At 58.4% G+C, this 21,267-nt stretch carries 18 protein-coding genes; 13 read left to right on the plus strand and 5 right to left on the minus strand.

What is annotated here, in order from left to right:
* Positions 1-33: 33 nt before the first annotated feature.
* Positions 34-3,978, plus strand: coding sequence for a carboxypeptidase-like regulatory domain-containing protein (locus VGK48_22125; GenBank protein ID HEY2383882.1), 3,945 nt, complete (start codon positions 34-36; stop codon positions 3,976-3,978).
* 73 nt (positions 3,979-4,051) lie between these two features.
* Here the strand turns inward: VGK48_22125 and VGK48_22130 are convergent, their stop codons facing one another.
* Both VGK48_22130 and VGK48_22135 read right to left on the minus strand, forming a co-directional pair.
* Positions 4,052-5,827, minus strand: a complete 1,776-nt coding sequence (locus VGK48_22130; GenBank protein HEY2383883.1) for a DNA mismatch repair protein MutS — start codon at positions 5,825-5,827, stop codon at positions 4,052-4,054.
* Between the two features lie 19 nt (positions 5,828-5,846).
* Positions 5,847-6,773, minus strand: coding sequence for a hypothetical protein (locus tag VGK48_22135; GenBank protein ID HEY2383884.1), 927 nt, complete (start codon positions 6,771-6,773; stop codon positions 5,847-5,849).
* A gap of 85 nt (positions 6,774-6,858) precedes the next feature.
* Between VGK48_22135 and VGK48_22140 the strand changes: the two genes are divergently transcribed.
* The 11 genes from VGK48_22140 to VGK48_22190 all read left to right on the plus strand — a co-directional run bounded on the left by VGK48_22140 (position 6,859) and on the right by VGK48_22190 (position 16,058).
* On the plus strand, positions 6,859-8,004 hold the full coding sequence (locus VGK48_22140; GenBank protein HEY2383885.1) for a hypothetical protein: 1,146 nt from the start codon (positions 6,859-6,861) through the stop codon (positions 8,002-8,004).
* Positions 8,005-8,044: 40 nt separating this feature from the next.
* A complete protein-coding gene (locus VGK48_22145) occupies positions 8,045-8,563 on the plus strand; it encodes a hypothetical protein (GenBank protein ID HEY2383886.1) in 519 nt (172 codons plus the stop codon).
* The gene (locus VGK48_22150) at positions 8,557-9,441 is read left to right on the plus strand and encodes a CehA/McbA family metallohydrolase (GenBank protein ID HEY2383887.1); all 885 of its coding nucleotides are present in this window, start codon (positions 8,557-8,559) and stop codon (positions 9,439-9,441) included. The genes VGK48_22145 and VGK48_22150 overlap by 7 nt, the downstream gene beginning before the upstream one ends.
* 147 nt (positions 9,442-9,588) lie before the next feature.
* Positions 9,589-10,569 (plus strand): M48 family metallopeptidase, encoded by a 981-nt coding sequence (locus tag VGK48_22155; protein HEY2383888.1) that lies wholly within the window; start codon positions 9,589-9,591, stop codon positions 10,567-10,569.
* A gap of 64 nt (positions 10,570-10,633) precedes the next feature.
* Positions 10,634-10,804, plus strand: coding sequence for a hypothetical protein (locus VGK48_22160; GenBank protein HEY2383889.1), 171 nt, complete (start codon positions 10,634-10,636; stop codon positions 10,802-10,804).
* An 80-nt stretch (positions 10,805-10,884) separates the two neighbouring features.
* Positions 10,885-11,067, plus strand: coding sequence for a hypothetical protein (locus VGK48_22165; protein HEY2383890.1), 183 nt, complete (start codon positions 10,885-10,887; stop codon positions 11,065-11,067).
* Between the two features lie 31 nt (positions 11,068-11,098).
* Positions 11,099-12,331 (plus strand): glycosyltransferase family 2 protein, encoded by a 1,233-nt coding sequence (locus VGK48_22170; GenBank protein HEY2383891.1) that lies wholly within the window; start codon positions 11,099-11,101, stop codon positions 12,329-12,331.
* Between the two features lie 114 nt (positions 12,332-12,445).
* Positions 12,446-13,327: a DUF4922 domain-containing protein gene (locus VGK48_22175; protein HEY2383892.1), complete on the plus strand. Its 882-nt coding sequence runs from the start codon at positions 12,446-12,448 to the stop codon at positions 13,325-13,327.
* Positions 13,324-14,535, plus strand: coding sequence for a SpoIID/LytB domain-containing protein (locus VGK48_22180; GenBank protein HEY2383893.1), 1,212 nt, complete (start codon positions 13,324-13,326; stop codon positions 14,533-14,535). Before VGK48_22175 ends, VGK48_22180 begins: the two co-directional genes overlap by 4 nt.
* A gap of 39 nt (positions 14,536-14,574) precedes the next feature.
* Positions 14,575-15,369, plus strand: coding sequence for a 4Fe-4S dicluster domain-containing protein (locus VGK48_22185; GenBank protein HEY2383894.1), 795 nt, complete (start codon positions 14,575-14,577; stop codon positions 15,367-15,369).
* Entirely contained in the window at positions 15,366-16,058 is a 693-nt protein-coding gene (locus VGK48_22190; protein ID HEY2383895.1) for a hypothetical protein, read from the plus strand. Before VGK48_22185 ends, VGK48_22190 begins: the two co-directional genes overlap by 4 nt.
* 366 nt (positions 16,059-16,424) lie before the next feature.
* On the opposite strand, the gene VGK48_22195 is transcribed toward VGK48_22190, so the two are convergent.
* The 3 genes from VGK48_22195 to VGK48_22205 are packed head-to-tail and all read right to left on the minus strand — an operon-like array spanning position 16,425 to position 19,362.
* Positions 16,425-17,633 (minus strand): MFS transporter, encoded by a 1,209-nt coding sequence (locus tag VGK48_22195; GenBank protein ID HEY2383896.1) that lies wholly within the window; start codon positions 17,631-17,633, stop codon positions 16,425-16,427.
* Positions 17,634-17,650: 17 nt separating this feature from the next.
* Positions 17,651-18,172 (minus strand): NUDIX hydrolase, encoded by a 522-nt coding sequence (locus VGK48_22200; GenBank protein HEY2383897.1) that lies wholly within the window; start codon positions 18,170-18,172, stop codon positions 17,651-17,653.
* Entirely contained in the window at positions 18,169-19,362 is a 1,194-nt protein-coding gene (locus tag VGK48_22205) for an aspartate aminotransferase family protein (GenBank protein ID HEY2383898.1), read from the minus strand. The genes VGK48_22200 and VGK48_22205 overlap by 4 nt, the downstream gene beginning before the upstream one ends.
* Positions 19,363-19,397: 35 nt before the next feature.
* Between VGK48_22205 and VGK48_22210 the strand changes: the two genes are divergently transcribed.
* Positions 19,398-20,879, plus strand: coding sequence for an NAD(P)H-hydrate dehydratase (locus tag VGK48_22210; GenBank protein ID HEY2383899.1), 1,482 nt, complete (start codon positions 19,398-19,400; stop codon positions 20,877-20,879).
* Positions 20,880-21,267: the final 388 nt, after the last annotated feature.

Raw genomic sequence — 21,267 nt, forward strand, 5'->3', positions numbered from 1 at the left:
GATTGGCCGTAAACCTGACTCGGGGGAGATGACATGAGGAAATCGTTGATCGCAGCGATTGTGTTGTGTGGATTCTTGTCTCTGAATACATTTTCGCAATCCGAAAATGCGACAGTTGGGGGGACCGTCCAGGATCCCACTGGCGCCTTTATACCGGGCGTCAGTGTGACTGCCACGAACACGGCGACGGGCATCGTTTCAACTGTTATTACGAACGAGTCGGGCGCCTACCAGTTTGCGAGCCTTCAACCCGGAACGTATGAGATCAAGGCAGAGCTGCCGGGATTTCAGACGGCCGTCGCCAAGGGATTCCAGTTAGGGGGCGCGCAGCAGACGCGGTTGAATTTCACCATGCAGGTTGGCGCGGCGGCCGGCACGACGGTGGATGTCAGCGTTGCAGCGGATACGCTGTTAGCGACATCTTCCAATTCTGTCGGCGCCGTCCTTCCGGAGTACAAAGTCCGCGACCTGCCGCTGGCCTCGCGTGACGTGTTCGGTCTGGTTGCCGATACCGCCGGCGTTCAGTCTCAGGGCGGGTTCATCAGTAATTTTGCCGGCGGCCGCATCAGCCAGGTGAACACGATGCGCGATGGCATCAACGTCTCGGCCGGCCGGTTTGAAGACGGCGCGTGGTCGCTGACATATACGAGCCCCGATCTTGTCGAAGAAGTGAAAGTCGTCGTGGCTCCCGTTGATGCGCAAACATCGCGCGGTATCGGCCAGGTGAGCATGGTGACGCGTTCCGGAACCAATCAGATTCGTGGAAGCGTGTTCTGGGTGAATCACAACTCCGCGCTCGATGCCAGCAGCTGGTTCAACAACTTCAACGGCGTTGGGAAAGACTACGACAATCGCAACCAGTATGGCGCCCGTCTTGGAGGGCCGATTGTCAGGAACAAAACATTCTTCTTTCTCTTGTTTGAAGGCCAGCGGGACCTCAAGCGCCAACAGGCCACAGGCAACACACTGACGGCGATGGCGCGCAACGGAATCTTTCAGTACTTCCCCGGCGTCGATAACGGCAATGCCACCAGCACGAACCCCGTGGTCGACCGGAACGGGAATCCCGTAACGCCTAAGGGCGCTCTCGGTCCTCTGTCGGCTGTCGACTTGTTCGGCAACTGCACCTTCAACGGTGCAGCCGTGGCCAACTGCAAGACATTCCGCGATCCGCTGCGTCCGGCCGTCAGCAGCAGCGCCTACATGCAGGAAACGCTGAAGCGCATGCCTTCGCCGAACCAGTTCACCGGCGGAGATGGTTTGAATACCGCTCAAATCAATTTCACGCGCCGCGTCCAAGGGTTCGATCTCACGAATGGAAATGGAAGCGATGTCGATCGCGATCAGTACAACGCACGCATCGACCAGAACTTCAATTCGAAGAACAAGCTCAGCATTATCGCGACGAGAGAACATACCTGGGGCGGCTCCGCCCAATCCGGTCAGCGCTCCTGGCCGACGGGTTACGATGGTCTGGCTGTGAAGCGTCCGGATGTGTACATCATCACCTTCACGTCAACGCTGTCTTCCTCACTGTTGAACGAATTGCGCCTTGGACGCCGGCGTTCAATCGACCTTCAATATGGGCCCGCCAACCGCCCCGATGCGGTTGGCGCCCAGGTGCTGCCGTTTGTACCCACGGCCAACGGCGTTCCCTTCCGGGCTCTTCCAGGCGAGTGGACCTCGGTTGCAACCTATGGCGGATTTGGAGTATGGCGTGGACATGTCAGCCCGCTGTACACCATTGGCGATGATCTAAGCTGGACGCACGGCAAGCATGCCTTCAAGGGCGGCTACGAATTGCGCCATACGAAATCGAGCGGGTTCGGCGATCCCGCTTTTACACCGAATGTCACCTTTGGCCAGGGCAGCTTTCCAGTCAGCGGACTGGACGCCACGGCCTATGCGAACTTGTCCTCTAATGCCGCCACTGGCGCGCGTACGCTGCTTACGGACCTCTCAGGCTCGATTGCGTCGATCAACCAGTCTTTCGGAATTCTGAGCGCACAGAATACAACCCTGCAGGGTTCGCCGGCCATCCCGGTCAAGTTCTACCGGCAGTACCAGAATGAAATGAGCGCCTACTTCAAGGATGACTGGAAGTTCCGTCCCGATCTCACGTTGAACCTTGGCGTGCATTGGGAGTACTACGGCCAGCCTTATGAAGAGAATGGTCTCGATGCGCGCTTCATCGGCAACAATGAGAGCGCGTTGACGGGCGTGACGTGTACATCCAGCCCGGGAACGCCAAATTTCACCAGCGTCTGCAGCAATTTGACGCAGGTTCAGTTTGTCGGCAAAAACTCGACGCATCCGGATGTCAATCCCAACGTGAAGGGGAACGACCTTAAACAATTCGGGCCGGCCATCGGTTTCGCCTGGAACGTTCCGTGGTTCGACAAAGGCAAAACCGTCCTTCGCTCCGGATACGGCATCAGCTATACGGGTGCGCTGCGTAACTTCATCACGGTGGACAGCACCCTCGGGACGGTCCCGGGCATCAATCTGGTGGGCTCCGCCAGCAACGGCATCACCTATACTCCGAACACGTACACTTCGCTTGCGAACATCACGCTGCCGGTTCCTCTCCCTTCGGGCACCGCGACCTCGGCGCCGTTCCTGGTTCCGACAACCGACCGGACACTGTCGATCAGCTCGTATAACCGTACGCCGTCGTACACCCAAAACTGGAACCTGGAAATTCAGCGCGAGGTGGCTAAAAACACAACAGTTGAAATCCGATATATCGGAACGAAGGGTTCGAAGCTCTGGGGCACGCTCAATCTCAATCAGATTGACGCGGTGCATCACAACCCGGATCTGTTCAATGCGTTCAATGCCGTGCGCGCGGGCGGCGAATCGACTTTGCTCAATCAGATGCTGAATGGAATCAACTTCGGCGGCAACGGTGTCGTCAATGGCACGACAATCACCGGCGCCAGCGCTGTACGCAGCAACACGACGACCCGGACGCAGATTGCCAATGGGAACGTCGGCGGATTTGTAAACACTCTGAACACCACGAACACCGGTGTGACGCTGCCTGCGGGCGTTACCGGCAACGGCTTTGTTCTCCGTAAGAATGGTTTCCCGGACAACTACATCGTCACCAATCCGCAGTATGCGAGTGTCTCGATGTTGGATAACCTGAGCAACTCGACCTATCACTCGCTGCAAATGCAATTCACGCGGCGGCTCAGCCATGGCTTCACCAACACGACCACATGGACGTGGAGTAAGGCGTTGGGGGACGCCGACAGCGATGCCGGCGCAACCTACCGCGATCCCAGCAATCGTTCGATCGAAAAAGGGCTGCTTGGCTTCGACCACGCTCACCAGATCACGAGCAACGGGACCTACGAACTGCCTTTCGGCACGGACCATTTTCTGCTCGGCAACGCGCCGGGCTGGGTTCAGAACGTCGTGAGCAAGTGGCAACTCGGTGGCATCGCGAACTACAACACCGGGGCGCCTCTGAGCATTTCGTCGGGCATCCAGGCCATCAGTACTACGGGAGACCAGCCGGACATCGTCGGCGCATTTCCCAAGAGTGTGGGCCAGGTCACAAAGCTGTCGAACGCTGTGACTTATTTCAATGGATACACGCAGGTGGCCGATCCATACGCAGCGAACGTCTCGACGCTCAATGGTCTGAGCACGGCATACAGCAACAAGGCCATCCAGGCTCCAAACGGCCAAATCGTGCTTGTGAATCCGCAGCCCGGAGAGGTTGGAACACTGGGTTTGACCACGATCAAAGGGCCCGGCAGCCTTAATTTCGACATGAATCTCGTGAAGCGGTTCAAGATCCGCGAGAATACGCAATTCGAATTCCGGTTGGACGCTATCAGCGTGTTGAACCATCCGAACTTCGGAGGCCCGTCCACGAGCATCAACGCCGCCGGAAATACGTTCGGCCGGATTACAAGCGCGTCAGGTTCCCGGAGCTTTATCGTGAACACACGTGTGAACTTCTAACAAGGCTGTAGCCGGGGGCTTTATGCCCGCGGCTACGAGCCGTGTTTAAATGACATCAGCGGTTGCAGACAGACTACACCTCGAGGCCGACGGCACGCATCAAAGCAAGCGCGTTGCTCTTCTGAACCACGCCCGGGTGCAGACGGTAGTCGAACACCATACGGCCATCGATGAGCTGGTCCTGAAAATGGAAGTTTGCGGCCCGAGGCGCCAGTCCCTCCGCCAGTTTTGCCAGTGACAGGTCATGTGTTGTGACGATCCCGATTGCGCCGCGGTCGATCAGACCTCTAATGACTCCTTCAGCGCCGACTGCCCGGTCGTGCGAATTCGTGCCGTGAAGGATTTCGTCCAGCAGGAAAAGGACGGTCATCGTCTTTGTGAGATCCATAATCTGCCGGAGCCGCTGAATCTCGGCATAGAACCGCGACGTTCCAGCCTGCAGCGAATCGAGCACGCGGATCGTTGCGCCCAGCGCGACGACAGATACCTTCATCCTCGCTGTCCGGACCGGAGCGCCTGCGAGCGCCAGTACGACATTCACTCCAAGGGTGCGGAGCAGCGTGCTTTTGCCCGACATGTTCGAACCGCTCACAATAAGAAGCTGAAGTTCGTGGTCCAGCCTCACGGAATTAGCAACGCAGCGGGTCCCCGGTATCAACGGGTGCCGCATGTCGTCGCCTTCAAAATGCGTTCCGCTTTCGAGAATTTCCGGGAATGGGTCATCCGGATGCTCATAAGCGTATGCCGCAAGCGAGCATAAGGCTTCCAGTTCGCCTACGGCTTCCAGCCAGCGGCCGATATCGCTGCCATGTTTCGCCCGCCATGCTTCAATCGCAAACGCAAATTGCGTCGCCCACATAAACAATGGAGCGATAACCGCAAAGAATGCGGACAGTCTCCAATTCAAGAATTCAATTCGCCCGACGAGAATCCCAATGGATCGCGATGCCGGCTCCGTCTTGCCAAGCTCATTGCGTAGTTTTCGAAGCTTTTCGGATTGCCAGCTTTCTTTTTCCAGCCGCGAGAGCACCAGCGAAAGCACCGCGAGATCCTTTACCGGATCTGCCACTGCGTCGGTGACGTCGCGTACACGGGGGCGATAATGCAGGCCGAATCCGCCGCCTGCGGCAATCGCTGCAAGAACGAACCATCCGCTGCCATAGAAAGCGAAGTAATCAACCAGGCTTACGATGATCAGCGCACCCAGGATCGGCGCGATCACACGTGCGGCGGGCGAATGCAGGACCGCGGGCGCGGACCCCCATCGTTTCATCCACTCCGGATGGATCGCAGCCCGGACGTCTTCGCCCAGCACTGCCAGGTCTTCACGGAGATCGATATTGGCGCGGAGTTCGTCGACGGCTCGCTGGCGCATTGCGATTTCCGCCGGCGCCGCCGGCGCCTTCAGCCAGCCGGCCAGTGTCTGCTCGCCGGAACGCGTGCGCGCTGAAGAAAGCAGTTCGAACAGAGATCCTTTCCCAAACAGATCGAGATCCGTCGCATACGGATGGGATTCGTCGAAATAAGTGAGGCCGGGATCGCCGGTTCCAATCCAGCGATCTTCGATCCGGGCAACGCCGCGTTCGTAGAATGCGACGGATCGTTGAGCCTGGCGCGCCAGGTAGCGAATGCGCTCATGCCGCGCGACGAGGACGATGAAAGCGATGATGGGAACAAGCAGCCACCAGCCCGAGACGACGCCCGGCCCGGCGGCGAGCCATATCAGCAGGAAAAATGTAAAGCCGGCGCCGAGGCGGATATTCCCGATGAGATGGTCGAGCTTTCTATAACGCTCGACCTTCTGCTGCCGTGCGCTCAGGCGCCGCTGGTACTCTTCGGAAGGATTCACTTTTCAGGGCCGCAGTCCTTCACTTCGGCAGCCATGTGCCAAGATCCGAATTCAGTCCGGATCCCAACCCGAATGTGCCGCCGCGAGCCGAGCGGATAAATGTGCTGTAGTTGTCCAGGGGCAGCGCGGCGACATTACGGCAGAACTTGTCCCAGATGCCGTCCTGCTCCAGATACATCTCGACATTCGAGAGGGAAAAGGCGGAAACCACGCCTTCCTTATCCTTGAGATATTTGCCGACGGCGCGAATGGCCTTGGGTCCGGCAAAGTTGCCGACAACCGGCACGATCAGATTGTTAGTCTCAAGCGCCTTCAAAACGTTGAAATTCTCTTCATTCGCGAGATAACTCCGGGAGACGCCGTCGGCGTCCGTCGCTGTCATCAAATCCGCATACGTCACTCCGCTGCCGAAACCGCCTCTGCCGCTCGATCCGTAATTGATGCGCGGCCCGAAACTGCTGAAATTGCCATAGACCCATTCGAGGCCCATCAGGTCGTCGTCTGAAAGGGGATATCCGTGCTTCTTCATCAGCTGATCTTTGATTGCCGTGAGGTTTCCCGTGTAGATTTCGTCGGTGGACGGTGAATTCGAGATCGCAATGAGCTGGAGGTCCAGATTGCCGCGGCGAATGTCGACAATGAAAACCATCTTCGGCTTCAACGATGAAATGTAAGTGAAGTTCTGCTCGGGCCCGACGCCCATGTAGACGCGGCCCTGCTTCGCGGTTTCGCTCAGACGGGGAATCACGAATTCGAAATAGCTCTCGTTGGAAAGCAGGTTGTCGGAGCGGAACGTGCCATCCGGTTCCGAAGACTCCGACGATAACTTCCAGAATTCCTGATCGCTCAATTGCGACGGAAGCGTTTCGGCTGCGCGCGCGAAGGGGACTGACGTCGCGAAGACCAGTGCGAGACTCACAATGATGGACCAACGTCGCGTTCTCATCCGTTATTCCTCAGCATCGGATTGTGCCGGTCGAAGAAACCCATTATGTCAGAAATCCCCCGCGCCTACGGATACAATATCGGCTATGGCGTTGGTCCTCATCATGGTTCTGCTGACCGCGCAGGCCGAGGATCGTCCTGCATACGCGCGTGAGGGCGACCGCATTGAGCAAGAATTCCTGGCCCATCGGGACCGTCTTATTCAATTTTTCTCTGCCTTGCGAACGCTTCTGGATAATCAGCCGTCCACGCCAGGGATCGTTCTTCCGAAACTTCAGGCACAGGACGCCCCGCCTGCTTCCGCCGGCATCCGCTTCGGATATGGCGTTCTTCCACGAATCACCGATAGCAGGACCGCCGGCGCTCCTCCGGTGTCGGTCTTTTCCTACAGCTGGCCGATCACGGATGGTTACATTGCCGGCGAAGGCGTGAAATTAGACCGTGCCGAGGCGTCCCTTGGCGATGCGGAGAAGGCTCCGCCCGAAGAACGAGCAAAGCTGATATCGGATCTGGTCGCCGAGTATCGAAGGCTTTTGAACAACCAGCGCACGATCGATCAGTACATCCAGTACAACCAGTTCTGGCAGCATTCGATCGCGCAGGACCGTGTTCGCTTCGACCAGCTCACAAAAGTCTACGACCTCATGAAGTCGGATGACCCGGACATCACCCAGGCCATCCGCGATGTTCTGGGCAAACCGGACGTGCCGTCATTTATAAAGGTCGACCGCAGCACTCCAGGCCGCGTTGTGCTGCACGTCCCGGTTTATACAGACATCGAGGACCAGGAATTCCTGGCGAAAGCGAAGGGTGCGATCGAAGATATGTGGCAGGCGCGCGAAGGAGAAACGCTCTACTGCATCGAAGTCGAAATTCGCCAGGTGCCTCCGACGGCTCAACCCGGCGAGCATATCGACGTCCGTGCGCATGCGAGCGAATTTCCGCCCGACGGCGCCGTTCTTACCTCGGGGGCCCAAACCACGCACAGTCTCGTCGGCCGCTACGTCGCCCTTGCCCCAGGTGATCTTCCCGCCCGGACGCTCGCCCACGAATTTGGCCACGTCCTCGGCTTCCGCGATGGTTACATTCGCGGCTACCGCGACCTCGGCGAACATGGCTTCGAAATTCTCGAACTCACATCCGTCTTCGACGACATCATGAGCGCCCCGCGTGAAGGCCATGTCCAGGTTGCCCACTTCAAGCTTCTGCTGAGCGCGCTAAAGGACAAGTAACGAACGAAACCTGACAGTTCGCCAGTGCTACCATGCCAGCATGGCAGCATGGCTCGGCCTCAAGAAGCCCTTGTTCCTGGCCTTCTTTATCGGTTGTACTGTTTCATTTCTAACCGCTGGAGTTCTGACCGTACGCCTTATCGTGCCGGCGACGATTTATTGGAGTTTTGTTCCCCTGATCGAGATCGCCGCTCTCGCAGCGGTGTGTTGGAACGACCCTGAAAAGGTGCCCTTTTCAAACCTCATTGATTCGTTTTTCGCAGGCTACCGGCCATGGCTGTTGTGGCTCGCCGGGATGTCTGCAGTCTGGTGCTTTTTATCCCCATCCACCAGACGCCTGGATTGGACTGTAGAAGTGACCTGGCAATTCGCGGGCATCGCGATTGCCGTCGTGTGGTCTCTGTACATCGACTTCTGTTTTTTTCGATTGGTCTTGAAACAGAGTTCCTCGCGAGCTGCGCGTCAGTTGGCGATCCAGCGCCTGATTTCCTGGGTCCTCATCCTTTCGGTCATGGGCGGACCGACGATATGGTCGGAGATTACCGGAAGACTATGGTAGGTATTGCACGCTGGTCCGGCTGCGCGCTATTGGCGCTTTCCATCATTTTCGGAACGATCTCAGACAGGCCTTACCGGAGTCCACACCTGACGTTGGGCGGGTATCAGGTTCTGGCCGCGGATTTTCACATCCATAGTTTTCCGCAGAGCTGGGCCATGTTGTCTCCCTGGGACACTGTGATCGAAGCGCGCCGGTTGGGGTTGGACGCAATTGCGCTCACTCCGCACAACCACACTTGGGTTGCAAAAGCGGGGAAATGGTTTTCCGGGTTCAGCGGCAATCCGATCGTGATCGTCGGCGAGGAAATTCATTCGATCAAGTACCACATCCTTGCGATTGGTATCACGCAAACGGTCGACTGGAGGCAGCCGCCCAATAGTGCGATAGATGAAGTGCACCGTCAGGGCGGCATCGCCATCGCCGCGCATCCGGTCGCGCGCTACGCATCGGCATACGACGCCGAATCGCTGCGCAAACTGGATGGCTCCGAGGTTGTTCATCCGCTGGCTCTGACCAATGAACAGGCGGCCGGCCAATTGCGCGAGTTCTTCAGCCGCGGTAATCTGGCCGCGATCGGCGACAGCGACTACCATCTCGGCCCTCTCGCTCCAGACCTCGGAGCGATGGGTATCTGCCGGACGTACGTCTTCGCACGCGAACGCAGTGAACAAGGAATTCTCGACGCGCTGCGCGAAAAACACACTGTCGTTTACGACCACGATCATGTTTACGGCGATCCGGCGTTGATCCAGCTCGCCGCTGAAGATGGCCGGCTTCCAAAACTTGCGCTTGCCGGACGTCCACGGAGCGCCCTCCATTTACTGAGCGGAATTGCCGGATTGTTGGGCTTGATGGCATCTCTTGGACGCTGGGGCTGAAGCCCTCCTACATTGAGCCGTGGCGCGGCGGCAACCGCCGCACCCTTCAAAAATGTATGTCGATCGCAAGAAAACTTCCGTCACCCGCGTATTTCTATTGGCATGGCGCCAGAATGTATGACAGTTTTAGGTTGTCAGGAGGACTTCGTGAGTCGTTTTACAACATGGTGCGCGCCGGCGCTCATAGTCATTCTGACGCTTGCCGCGAGCGGTTTTGCCCAGGACAAAAAAATGAAGAACTCCGATATCGAAAATATCGGAAGCCGCGACATCAACAAAGGCACCATCAACTTCGTTTCCATCGATAAAGAAATTGCGCTGGGGCGCCAGTTATCGCTGCAGGTTGAACAGGAGTCGAGACTCCTGAAAGATCCGATCATCAGCGAATACGTCAACCGGATCGGCCAGAACATCGTTCGCAATTCCGACGCGAGAGTGCCATTCACCATCAAGGTCATCGAATCCGACCAGGTCAACGCATTCGCGCTGCCTGGAGGATTTTTTTACGTCAATACCGGCTTGATTCTTGCAGCCGACGACGAAGCGGAACTCGCCGGAGCCATGGCGCACGAAATTGCTCATGTCGCAGCGCGGCATGGAACCGAGCAGGAGTCCAAAGCGCAGCTGGTCAGTTATATGGTGCTTCCGCTGATGTTCGTTGCCGGTCCGGTGGGATATGGGGTTGAGCAGGCGGCCAGCATTTTTGTTCCATTCACGTTCCTGAAGTTTTCGCGCGGCATGGAGGCGGAAGCGGATTACCTCGGCGTCCAATATCTGTATAAGAGCGGCTACGATCCGGGCGCGATGGTGCGGTTTTTCGAAAAACTTCAGGTTAAAGAGAGAGCCAAGCCGGGATCCGTTTCGCGGCTCTTCGCTTCGCATCCGCCGACCGGCGATCGTATTCGGAAGGTCGAGGAGGCGATCACAGTGGTGCTTCCTCCAAGAGATCGAGACGTCGAGTCCACTTCAGAGTTTGAACACGTCAAAGCGTATCTTGCGAAAATCGAAAGCGTCTATTTGCCGGACAACGCGGGCCAGCCAAGCCTGCGGCACAAGACTCCGGCGCCGGACCCGGATAACGAGCCGCCTGAGACCCCGGACGACCGCCCGACTGTGAAACGTAATTAGCAGTTTGACCGCGGCCACGTGATCTGCAATGAGTTTCTTCTCCCGTCTCAATCGTGTTCAACGCATGACCATGATTCTTTTCGTCATCGTCGTGGTGAATGGGGTGATGGTCCGCTTCACGGGCTACACGCTGATCGGCGGGGATCTCTTCACACTGTTTCTGATCGTGTTTCTGCTTCTTCTGATCGTGACGCTGGTTGCGCCGCTGGTGGGAAAGTTCCGCTCCAGAGAATAGCTGCAATCCACGTTCCGGTCCGGCTTCCGATTGTCCCTTGAATTGCGTAGTCATAGATAGAAGGGGCAAGGGAGGCGCAAATGTTTATCGTAAAGGTTGAATGGGACGCGCAGAACCAGCAGTTCAAGCTGATGGACCAGAAGCTCGGAGGGATGTTCGAGGATGGCGATATGTACCTGCTGGTGGTGGATTATTTGCCGCAGGAGTCGGCGGGCGACGGCCAATTCATCGACCTCGACCAGGCCGAAATGGGACACGCCTGAGCGGCGCCGGCCCGCATGTTAAAATCCATGTTTGAAAACAGCTATCATTCTTCATTCGGAATCCGGCATCGTTTTTCTAGGCGATCCCCGTGTAAACATTGATCCAGGCCGGCACCTGTTCGAGCGCATGACGCAGGTCATGCGCGACACCGGCGCCGGCTGGATCTACTCCGATTCCATCGGTCATCCCCGCATCAACTATCAAACCGGCAGTATTCGAGACAATTTTGACTTTGGCGCTGTCATTGCAGTGCGCGCCGATGCTTATGAAAAGGGTGCGGAAACCAACTGGAGCACTCTTTATGATTTGCGCCTGCGCGTCTCCGAGAAATTTCCGATTGTCCGGATTCCGGAGCCGTTGTATTCCGGTTCCGCTGTAGATACGCGTCCTACAGGTCAGAAGCAGTTTGATTACGTCGATCCGAAAAACCGCGACTACCAGATTGAGATGGAACGTGTCGCGACGGCCCACCTCAAACGGATCGGTTCCTATCTGGAGCCGCGCTTTCAGGCCGTACCTCCGCCGGCGGATGCATTTTCGGTTCGAGCCAGCGTCGTCATTCCAGTGCGAAACCGTGAGCAGACGATTCTCGACGCGGTGACAAGTGCCCTCAATCAAAAAACAGTTTTCAATTACAACGTCATCGTCGTCGATAACCATTCGACGGATCGCACGACGGAACTGCTGCGTGGCGTTCGCGACTCCCGTCTCGTGCACCTGATTCCGGACCGCCACGATCTCGGCATTGGCGGTTGCTGGAACGAGGCGCTCTATTCAGAGCACTGCGGCCGGTATGCTGTTCAACTCGATTCCGATGATCTCTATTCCGGCGAAGAGGTCCTTGCGCGCATCGTCGGTGAACTGGAAGCGGGACCGTATGCGATGGTGATCGCCTCTTACACCATGGTGGATTTTTCTTTACAGCAGATCCCGCCTGGTTTGATCGATCATCGCGAGTGGACGCGGGAAAACGGCCGCAACAATGCCCTGCGCATCAACGGTCTCGGCGCGCCCCGCGCGTTCGACACATCGGTGCTGCGCCGGTTCGGTTTCCCGAACGTCAGTTACGGTGAGGACTATGCCATGGCTCTGCGTATCAGCCGCGATTTCGATATCGGGCGGATTTACGACTCCGTCTATCTCTGCCGCCGCTGGGAAGGAAACACAGACACGGCGCTGCCTCTCGAAACAGCGAATCGCTACGACTCCTACAAAGACTGGATCCGCACGATGGAAATCAAGGCAAGGCAGGTGAAGGCGTGAAGGCGTGAAGGCGGGTACTTAATTCAAATTGAATCATTGCAAATTGCTTCAATTCTTCAAGTTGAAGCAATGATGCAATGGAGCAATGATGCAATGGTCCAATGTTCTTAACCCATGATTGAAGCTATCGAAACCCTCCATGAAAACCAACTTCGCTCCTGGCCTCGCCTCGCGCGTGGCGTCGAGGGGCTCGCTGAGGCACACACCCGGCCCGCGGGTATTGACTGGTTCGATGTTTTCATCCGCCATATCCCGCATCGCGTCGCCAGCACCACTGCCGCCGTCGATCGTGAATCTATCCTGAAACGGCCGTGTTTTCTGTGTTCTGGAAATCTCGACTCTGAAGAACGCGGTATCGCGTTCAGTTCCGGCTATACGATCTACTTCAATCCCTTTCCCATCGTCGATCGACATCTGACGATCGTCCATCGCGATCACACGCCACAGCACATCGCCGGAGAAGCCGGCGCCATGCTGGATATCGCGGCGGCACTGCCCGGCTATTTCGTGATCTATAACGGCCCCGAGTGCGGCGCTTCCGCGCCCGACCACATGCACTTTCAGGCCGGTTCGCGCGAACTGTTTCCCATTGAGAAGGACACGGCCGAGATTCCGGGAATTGTTGTCCCGGACTATGCCCGAAATGTTCTGATGTTTCGTGATAGGGATCGGTCGCAGCTGATCCGCCGGATCGATCGCGCGATCGAACTGCTATCGAATGCGACCCGGAAGGCTCCGGAACCTCTGATCAACATCGCCCTCTTTCACGAGCAGGGCCGATGGACCGTCTATCTGTTCCCTCGAGGTAAACACCGGCCTGAAGTTTTTCATACAGGTCAGCTCACGGTGAGCCCCGCGTCCATTGATCTCTGCGGGATTTTTGTGGTTCCATTCGAACGAGATTTTGTTCGAATCACCGGTAAAGATATCGCATCGATCTTTCGCGAGGTAACCCTTCCGGACGAGATCTTTAATGAGGTCGCTGCAAAACTATGAACGTATCCGTAGGACTGGTCGAGGGCCGGCCGGCAGTCGAACTGGAGCTGATGGGCCCGTTTCGCGGCCCTGCCGGGAAGGTCTATCCGGCGGGCCGCCATCGATTCACATCGGAGACTTCGCTCGAGCCCGAGGATGCATCCGGCGCATTTGCGGTCGATGACGTCACGATCGGAATCGGCTTTCACTGGGAACGCAAGGAACGCCAGGTGTTCCGTGGCGGCATTCGGATCATCAAACGCGGCGCGGGCTTTACCGTCATCAATGACGTCCCGCTCGAGGACTACGTTACCAGCGTGATTTCGTCGGAGATGAGCGCGTCCTGCCCGCTGGAAATGCTCAAGGCACATGCTGTCATCTCCCGGAGCTGGATGTGGTTTCCGAAGGAGAACCCGCATGGAAGCCGCCCGGAATCCGGAAACATTTCCACTCATGAGATTCTGCGGTGGTACGGACGGGAAGCGCATCCCGATTTCGACGTCTGCGCCGATGACCACTGCCAGCGATATCAAGGCATCACGAAGGCCTTCTCGGATGCGGCATCCAAAGCCGTGCTCGCGACGTCGGGAGAGTTCCTCCGGTACAACGGCCGTATCTGTGATGCGCGTTTCTCGAAGTCCTGCGGCGGGGTGACGGAAATTTATTCGACCGCGTGGGAGGATCAGGACATTCCATACCTGGCGTCGGTCTATGACGGGTCCGATCCGCAACCGCCGGGTAACGCGGAAAACCTCATTCGCTCCGAGCCGCCGGCATACTGCAACACGCACGATACGCGCCTCCTGGCGCAGATTCTGCCGGGCTTCGATCAGGAGACACGCGACTTCTTCCGCTGGTGCGTGGACTATTCGCCCGGCGAGGCCGGAGAGCTGCTCCGATCGAGGCTGGGAGTCGACCTTGGCGAGATTCGCGAGATGGAGCCGCAGGCGCGAGGGCCCTCAGGCCGGATTTATCGGTTGAAGATCACCGGCGAGAAGGATTACCTCATCGTCGGGAAGGAACTCGAGATCCGGCGGGCACTGTCGCCGTCACACTTGTACAGTTCGGCGTTTGTGGTGGACCATGAAGGCGGCCGCTTCATCCTCCGCGGCGCCGGCTGGGGACACGGCGTGGGGTTATGCCAGATCGGCGCCGCCGTGATGGCGAATCTGGGGAAAGAGTATCGGTCGATCTTGGGACACTACTACCGCGGTGCGACGGTGGGATAGATTATCGAAGGGACGACGGAAATCACCGGCGGGAAAGACGTGCAAATCGACCAACAAAAATGCGTGGCCTGCGGAAATTGCATACCGGTGTGCCCGATGGGGGCTATCGCGATTGATACGGGCTTGAACCGGGCCGTCGTCAACACCAATGAATGCGTCGAATGCTACGCCTGCTTCCGCGGCATGAGCATGGAAAAGCTGAATCCCACGCTTGTCCGCGGTATCCGGCGCCTCCTCAAAATCTTTCGCCTCAGGTTTGATCCCGAACCCGACGTTTGTCCGACCTCCGCCATCATCCCCGACGAGCTTTCCTGGCCTCGCGTCGTCCGGCGCGCCTTCAGCGACCCGATCGTCACGCATGAAAGTACCGGTGTCCATGGCCGCGGAACCGAGGAGGTGAAGACAAACGATGTCACCCATCGCGTCGGCCTTGGCGAGGCGGGATATGTCATCGAGTTCGGCCGCCCGACTGTCGGCGTCTGGTTCCGCGATATCGAAAAGATGACGCGGGCGCTCGCCGGAATCGGCATCGAATTCGAGCCCAGGAATCCGGTGACCCACATGATGATCGACCGGAAGACCGGAAAGCTGCGCGACGATATCCTGAACGAGAAAATCCTCTCGGCCATTGTCGAGTTCAAGACGGCTGTCGAGAATGTTCCAGTGGTGCTGCGGCGCGTCGATGAGGTTTCGAAGACGCTGGATACGGTGGTCTCCGTCGGCGTTTCCACGCGGTGCGATGTGGAGGGAAATAGCGCTCTGGACGGAATTCTCGCGGAAGAAGGCTTCTCATATGTCCGGGGGAAAACGAACCTCGGTCTCGGACATGCATGACGAACACACTGCATCGATACGGCGAAAGCTTTGATGACGATTACATCGTCTTTGCGATACCGGCGCGTGGGATCAACGACGGCAATGCCGCTGAAATGGAACGCCGGTTTCTGGAGATCGCCCGCAAGTACAAGCCGGTGAATATGGGCGATGCCAGTCATGGCGGAATATTCCGGCCGGCAAAGGATCTGAATCCCTCGGTGCACTGGAGTCGTCAGGAACGCCGCGACTTCGAGGGCGTCGTGAACTCTGTCTCAGGTCCGACGACTGTCGCGGTTGTTTTCGACAATCCGGATGCCGTGGTCGAATTCGTCAAGGAATTGAAGACGGCGGATCTCGGGCTCTCGATTAACATCAGCGGCGGTCTGGATCAGGCGAGAGAGTGTGCACGCCGCGCGGGGCTCGAACGGCACAGCGTCGAATACTCGTTGGGATTTTTCGGCCAGACCGATCGCATGGCGGACCGCCAGACGCTGGAGCTCTCGACCATGTGCGGTCATGGGATGCTGTCGTTCGGACTGGTCCGGAAGCTGGTCGAGTGGGTGAAGCAGGGAAGACGCACGCCCGAACAGGCCGCCGGGACGATGGCTCGATTCTGCAGTTGCGGTGTGTTCAATCCGGCGAGAGCCTGCCGGCTGATGCGGAGGCAGGGGGAAAAGGAGCGCACGCCGGGAGGGCGAAAGAACTGAACATGGCGCGGCGCGGGCATTTCAATAAGGTGGCGCGCTGCTGCGCCCATCCTTTTACTAAACTGGAGGCCTGAAGAGTCCAACCTGAATGACCCGAGACGGCCCGGTGAGACGGCCCCATTCCCCGCCTTTCCAAGGCGGGGTGGCTGCGCGCATCAAAGAGTCCCAGAATCGCGCACAGACGGGGCGGTTGGTAACTTCCATCAACAAATAAGGATCGCTTCGCGGTTCGCTTATAACCACCCCGCCCTCGGCTTCTAACGAGTTGATGCCTCAGGCACCCCTCCTTGAAAAGGAGGGGAATGGGCCCGTCTCACTTTACGCGTCTTAACTCCCCGCCCGAGTCAGTCGGTGGTGCGTTCCCTTTCAATGCCTCACATTCCTGTACACAAACCCGATCATCAACAAATACACCACCGAGTTCGCGACGAACACCGCCCGAATGCTGATCCCCGCCAGCAGTCCCGAGAGGATCGGGCCCACCGCCCCACCCAGCATGCTGGTTCCCGACAGCAGCGCAAACCCTGTCCCGCGATGCTCGTTCGGGATCACATGGTGCGCTGCGCTCAACGCCAGCGTCAGCGTGCCGCCGGCCAGCAGCGCGAGCATCACTCTTAAGATCGAAAACTCTCCTGTCGTCCGCACCGCCAGCATCGGCAGCAGGACGACAATGCTCAAAATCAGTCGCCACGTAATCAGCTGCCTCAGCGAAATCCTCGACGCCAGCCTTCCCGAGAGCCATGACGAAAACGCCTCCCCAAACGCCGCCACCGAAATCAGGACCCCCGCCACCATCTCCAGCGCGCCCCGCGGCGTTCCCAGTTCCTCCAGGAACAACGGCACGATCGGACCAAATGTCCGGTCCGCCATATTCACGAAAAAGAGGATCATCATCGCCGTGAAATACTCCGGCCTCTTCCAGAACCCGAACGTCACGTCTGCGGGCTTTGGCTTCTCTTCTACCGGCGCCGCCACATCCTGATCGCGATACAACAACAGAATGCTCAAAAGCGATCCGAAGTTCACCAGCCCCGTGAACATGAAGGTGTTCCGTACACCGATCGAGGTCGCAAGAATCCCGCCCACCAGCGGCCCCACCGCTGTACTCAAGATCTGCCAGGACTGCAGAGTGCCGATCACCGAGGGGACCTTCTCCTTCGGCGTCAGCTGCGTCACCAGCGCAACCGCGACATTCGTGAACCCGCCGAGAATCCCAAGAACGATCCGAAGCAAAAGCAGCTGCCAGACATTGTGCGCGAACGCCATCGAGAACCAGAGCAGCGCATTGGCCGCCGTCGCCCGCGTCGCAATGAGCTTCATCCCGCGCCGGTCGCCGAGCCGCCCCCAGAGCGGGCCCATCAGCGCTGCCATCAGCGGGCTGGCGCTCAGAATCAATCCGCTCCATAACGCGATCGCCCCGGTCGACTCAATGCCGAGCTCCCGCACATAGATCGGCAGGAACGACATCACCAGCGTGTAGCCGAAATTCATCAGCGAACCGGAGATCGTTACGGCGATCTGATTCTTTCGCCACTGCGCGTAGCGCGCGAGCCCGATAGGGCGAAGCCTCGACAAAGGCCCGAAAGACATTGTCAGCGGAGAATCCGGAGCAGGCCGAGAATCGACTTGGCGTCTTGAATCCCGCCGTCGTCGATCATCTGGAGGGCTTTCGCGCGCGAAACGATATCGACTTCGATCACTTCATCCTCGTCGGGATGGATGTGCGTTTTGGTGAGGTCGGTGGCCTCGTACAGATACATGAATTCCGTCGTGAAACCCGGCGTTGTCCAGAACCGTGCGCGCTCGACCATATTCGAAGCGAGATATCCCGCTTCCTCTTCGAGCTCGCGGATGGCGCACTCGCGCGGATCCTCACCTGCTTTCAACGTGCCGGCCGGGATCTCGACCAGCTCGCGTCCGGTGGCGTGGCGGTATTGCCGGATGAGAATCACGTCTTCCGGCGTGGGCCGCGCCACGATGCACACTGCTCCCGGATGAATGACCAGCTCGCGAGAACACTCATGCCCCGCCGGTTCGATCACGCGATCCTCGCGCACCTGAACATGTCCGCCTTTGTAAGCAATCTTCGAACTTAGAATTCTGGCCTTGCTCATTTCTGCGCCTCTAACACCGGCCTCAAGGCTTTGACGAACTTGTCGATCTGCTTTTCCGTGATGATGAATGGAGGCAGCATCCGCAGCACCGTGTCGTGAGTGCAGTTGATGATGAATCCCAGCTTCAACATCTGCTTCACGATTTCCTTGCCGGGAACCGAGAGCTCGACGGCCAGCATCAAGCCTTCGCCTCGAACCTCCTTCACCACCGGCACGTCCTGCAGCTCTTCGAGCCGCGCCTTGAAGTAGGCGCCGACCTTCCGTACGCGCTCAAGAACCTTATCGTCTTCGAGGATCTTGAAGTACTCCAGGCTGGTGCGGCACGCCAGCGGGCCGCCGCCGAAAGTGGTTCCGTGCTGTCCCGCCTGGATTGCGGCGGCCACTTTTTCATTCAAAATGACGGCGCCCATCGGAATGCCCAGCCCCAGCGGCTTCGCGAGCGCAATCATGTCCGGCAGCATCTCTTTGTCTTTCGGCGACGCGAATCGATGCAGTGCCAGCCACTGGCCGGTGCGGCCAAGCCCGCACTGGATCTCGTCGGCCACCAGCACGGCGCCGCGCTTTCTCGTCAGCTCGCGCGCCGCGCGATAGTATTTCTCCGAGATCGGACGGATGCCGCCTTCGCCCTGGATCGTCTCGATCAGGACGGCGCAAACATCGTCCGTCAGCTTTCGTTCGAGATCGCCGACGTCATCGAAGTTCACAAAATCGAATCCGGGAACCAGCGGTTCGAATGGCTCGCGATACTGTTTCTGTCCGGTCGCGGACAGCGCTCCGAATGTCCTGCCGTGAAAGGACCGATCCAGAGAGAGCACCCGGAACTTCGGCCGCGCAAAGACGCGTGCGAACTTCAGGCAGGCTTCAATCGCCTCCGTTCCGCTGTTGCTGAAGAAGGCGCGGTCGAGCCCCGACAGCTTGCAGAGCTTCTCGGCCAGCCGGCCCTGATACTCGTGATAGATGAGATTGGAGACGTGTATCGGACGCTTGATCTGTTTCCGAAGAACCTGCTTCACGCGCGGATGGTTGTATCCGAGCGCATTGACGGCGATTCCCGCCAGTAAATCCAAGTATCGTTTGTTCGATTTGTCGATCAGATACGCGCCGCTCCCCCGGTCCGCCAACAGCTCATAGCGGCTGTAGGTTCCAAGCAGATACTTTTTTTCCAGTTCCTTTACCTGCGCGAGTTGCATAAGTGGGACAGCTTAGCAAAAATAAGTCGAGGCCTATGAAAATCCTTACACCAGAACAACTGCGCGAACTCGATCGGAAATCCACCACGCCGACGCTCATCCTGATGGAAAACGCGGGCATGCGCGTCGTCGAAGTCCTCGAAGACCGGTACGAAAATCTCGACGAACTCACCGTCGGCATCCTTTGCGGTAAAGGGAACAACGGCGGCGATGGCCTGGTTGTCGCGCGGCAATTGATTCAGAAAGGCTGCTTCCCGTTCGTTTTTCTTTTCGCTTCGGAAGAGGAAATGAAAGGGGACGCAAAAATGAACCTCGACATCCTGAGAGGTCTCGGCTACCCGCCGGCCATCGTCCTCAGCGACCAGGACTGGAGCGAAGAGATGCTCGAGCTTCTCGACGCCGACATTATCGTCGACGCGCTTCTCGGCACCGGCGCTCGCAAGCCGGTCGAAGGTCTGTACCGAACGGTGATCGAGAGCCTGGCGGAGGAATTTCCGCGGGCCGATATCGTCGCGGTTGATGTGCCCTCGCCCGGCGTTCAAGCGGCCGTCACGGTGACATTCACGGCTTTGAAACCGTCACTTGTCTTTTACCCCGCTTGCGATGACGCCGGAGATGTGATCCTCGCCGACATCGGCAATCCGGCCGGGCTTCTCGACAACGAGAATTACAAACTTCATCTGATCGAGCCGCACCCGTTGCCGTCCCGCTTGCCAGACAGTAACAAAGGAACCTACGGGCGCGTCCTGATCATCGGCGGCTCACGCGGCAAGACCGGCGCCGCTGCCATGGCGGGGCAGGCCGCGCTGCGGTCCGGCGCGGGGTTGGTCACGGTGGCGACCGCTGAAAGCGTTCTGCCGGTGGTCGCAGCCTCGATGCCGGAGTTGATGACCGAAGGGCTGGCTGAAACGCAGGATGGGACCATCGCGAACCAGTCGGTCACGGGCATCATGCAGGGTAAAGCTGTCGTGGCCGTCGGCCCGGGCCTGACGGCTGTGCCGGAAACGAGCGCTTTTGTCCGGAGAGTCCTGACGGAATGCCGGACGCAGCTCGTCATCGATGCGGATGGGTTGAATGCGCTGGCGGGGTTTGACGGTGAGCTTGGCGGCGCCGTGTTGACGCCGCATCCGGGAGAGATGTCACGCTTGATCGGGAAAACCATCGATTACGTGAATGGGAATCGCGTGGAGGTTGCGTCCGAGTTTGCGAAGCGCCGGAATGCATACGTCGTGCTGAAGGGGCACCGGACGGTGGTCGCCGCGCCGGATGGGAATGTGTACGTCAATCCGACCGGGAATCCCGGCATGGCCACGGGTGGGACCGGAGACATCCTGACCGGGATGACCGCCGGAATTCTCGCGCAGGAGCATTTGGGATCGTTTATCGAACGATTGTGCCTGGCGGTTTATCTCCATGGCCTGGCGGGGGACCTGGCGGCGGAGGAATTGGGGGAAGAGAGTTTGGTCGCGACGGACCTGCTGCGGTTTCTGCCCAAGGCGTGGGAGAATGTGGGGTAAGGAGCGCGCGCGGGGATGATGTGAGAACGGAGCATGATGCTGCGCGGGCATTTCAATAAGGAGCGCGCCTGCGCGCGTACCTTTTACTAAACCGAGGTTGGAAAAAGTCGGCTTGAATTCGGCGGGAGGTAGAAAGGAGCGGCGCTCTGCGCCGGGCATCTATAAGGTGGCTGCGCGGCTTTGAACAGACCGCCCCGGCGCTACGCGCCGCCCCGCCTAACTCAGGCGGGGAGTTGCAAGGCGACGGCCCCATTCCCCGCCTTTCCAAGGCGGGGTGGCTGCGCCATTAATTATGATGGTCCCGTTCCTTAGCGGCGCAGACGGGGCGGTTCGTAAATACCATCAAACTCCCCGCCTGAGTCAGGCGGGGTTGGGGCGGTCTGTTCCA

Source organism: Terriglobia bacterium (assembly GCA_036496425.1).
Lineage (GTDB): Bacteria > Acidobacteriota > Terriglobia > 20CM-2-55-15 > 20CM-2-55-15 > 20CM-2-55-15.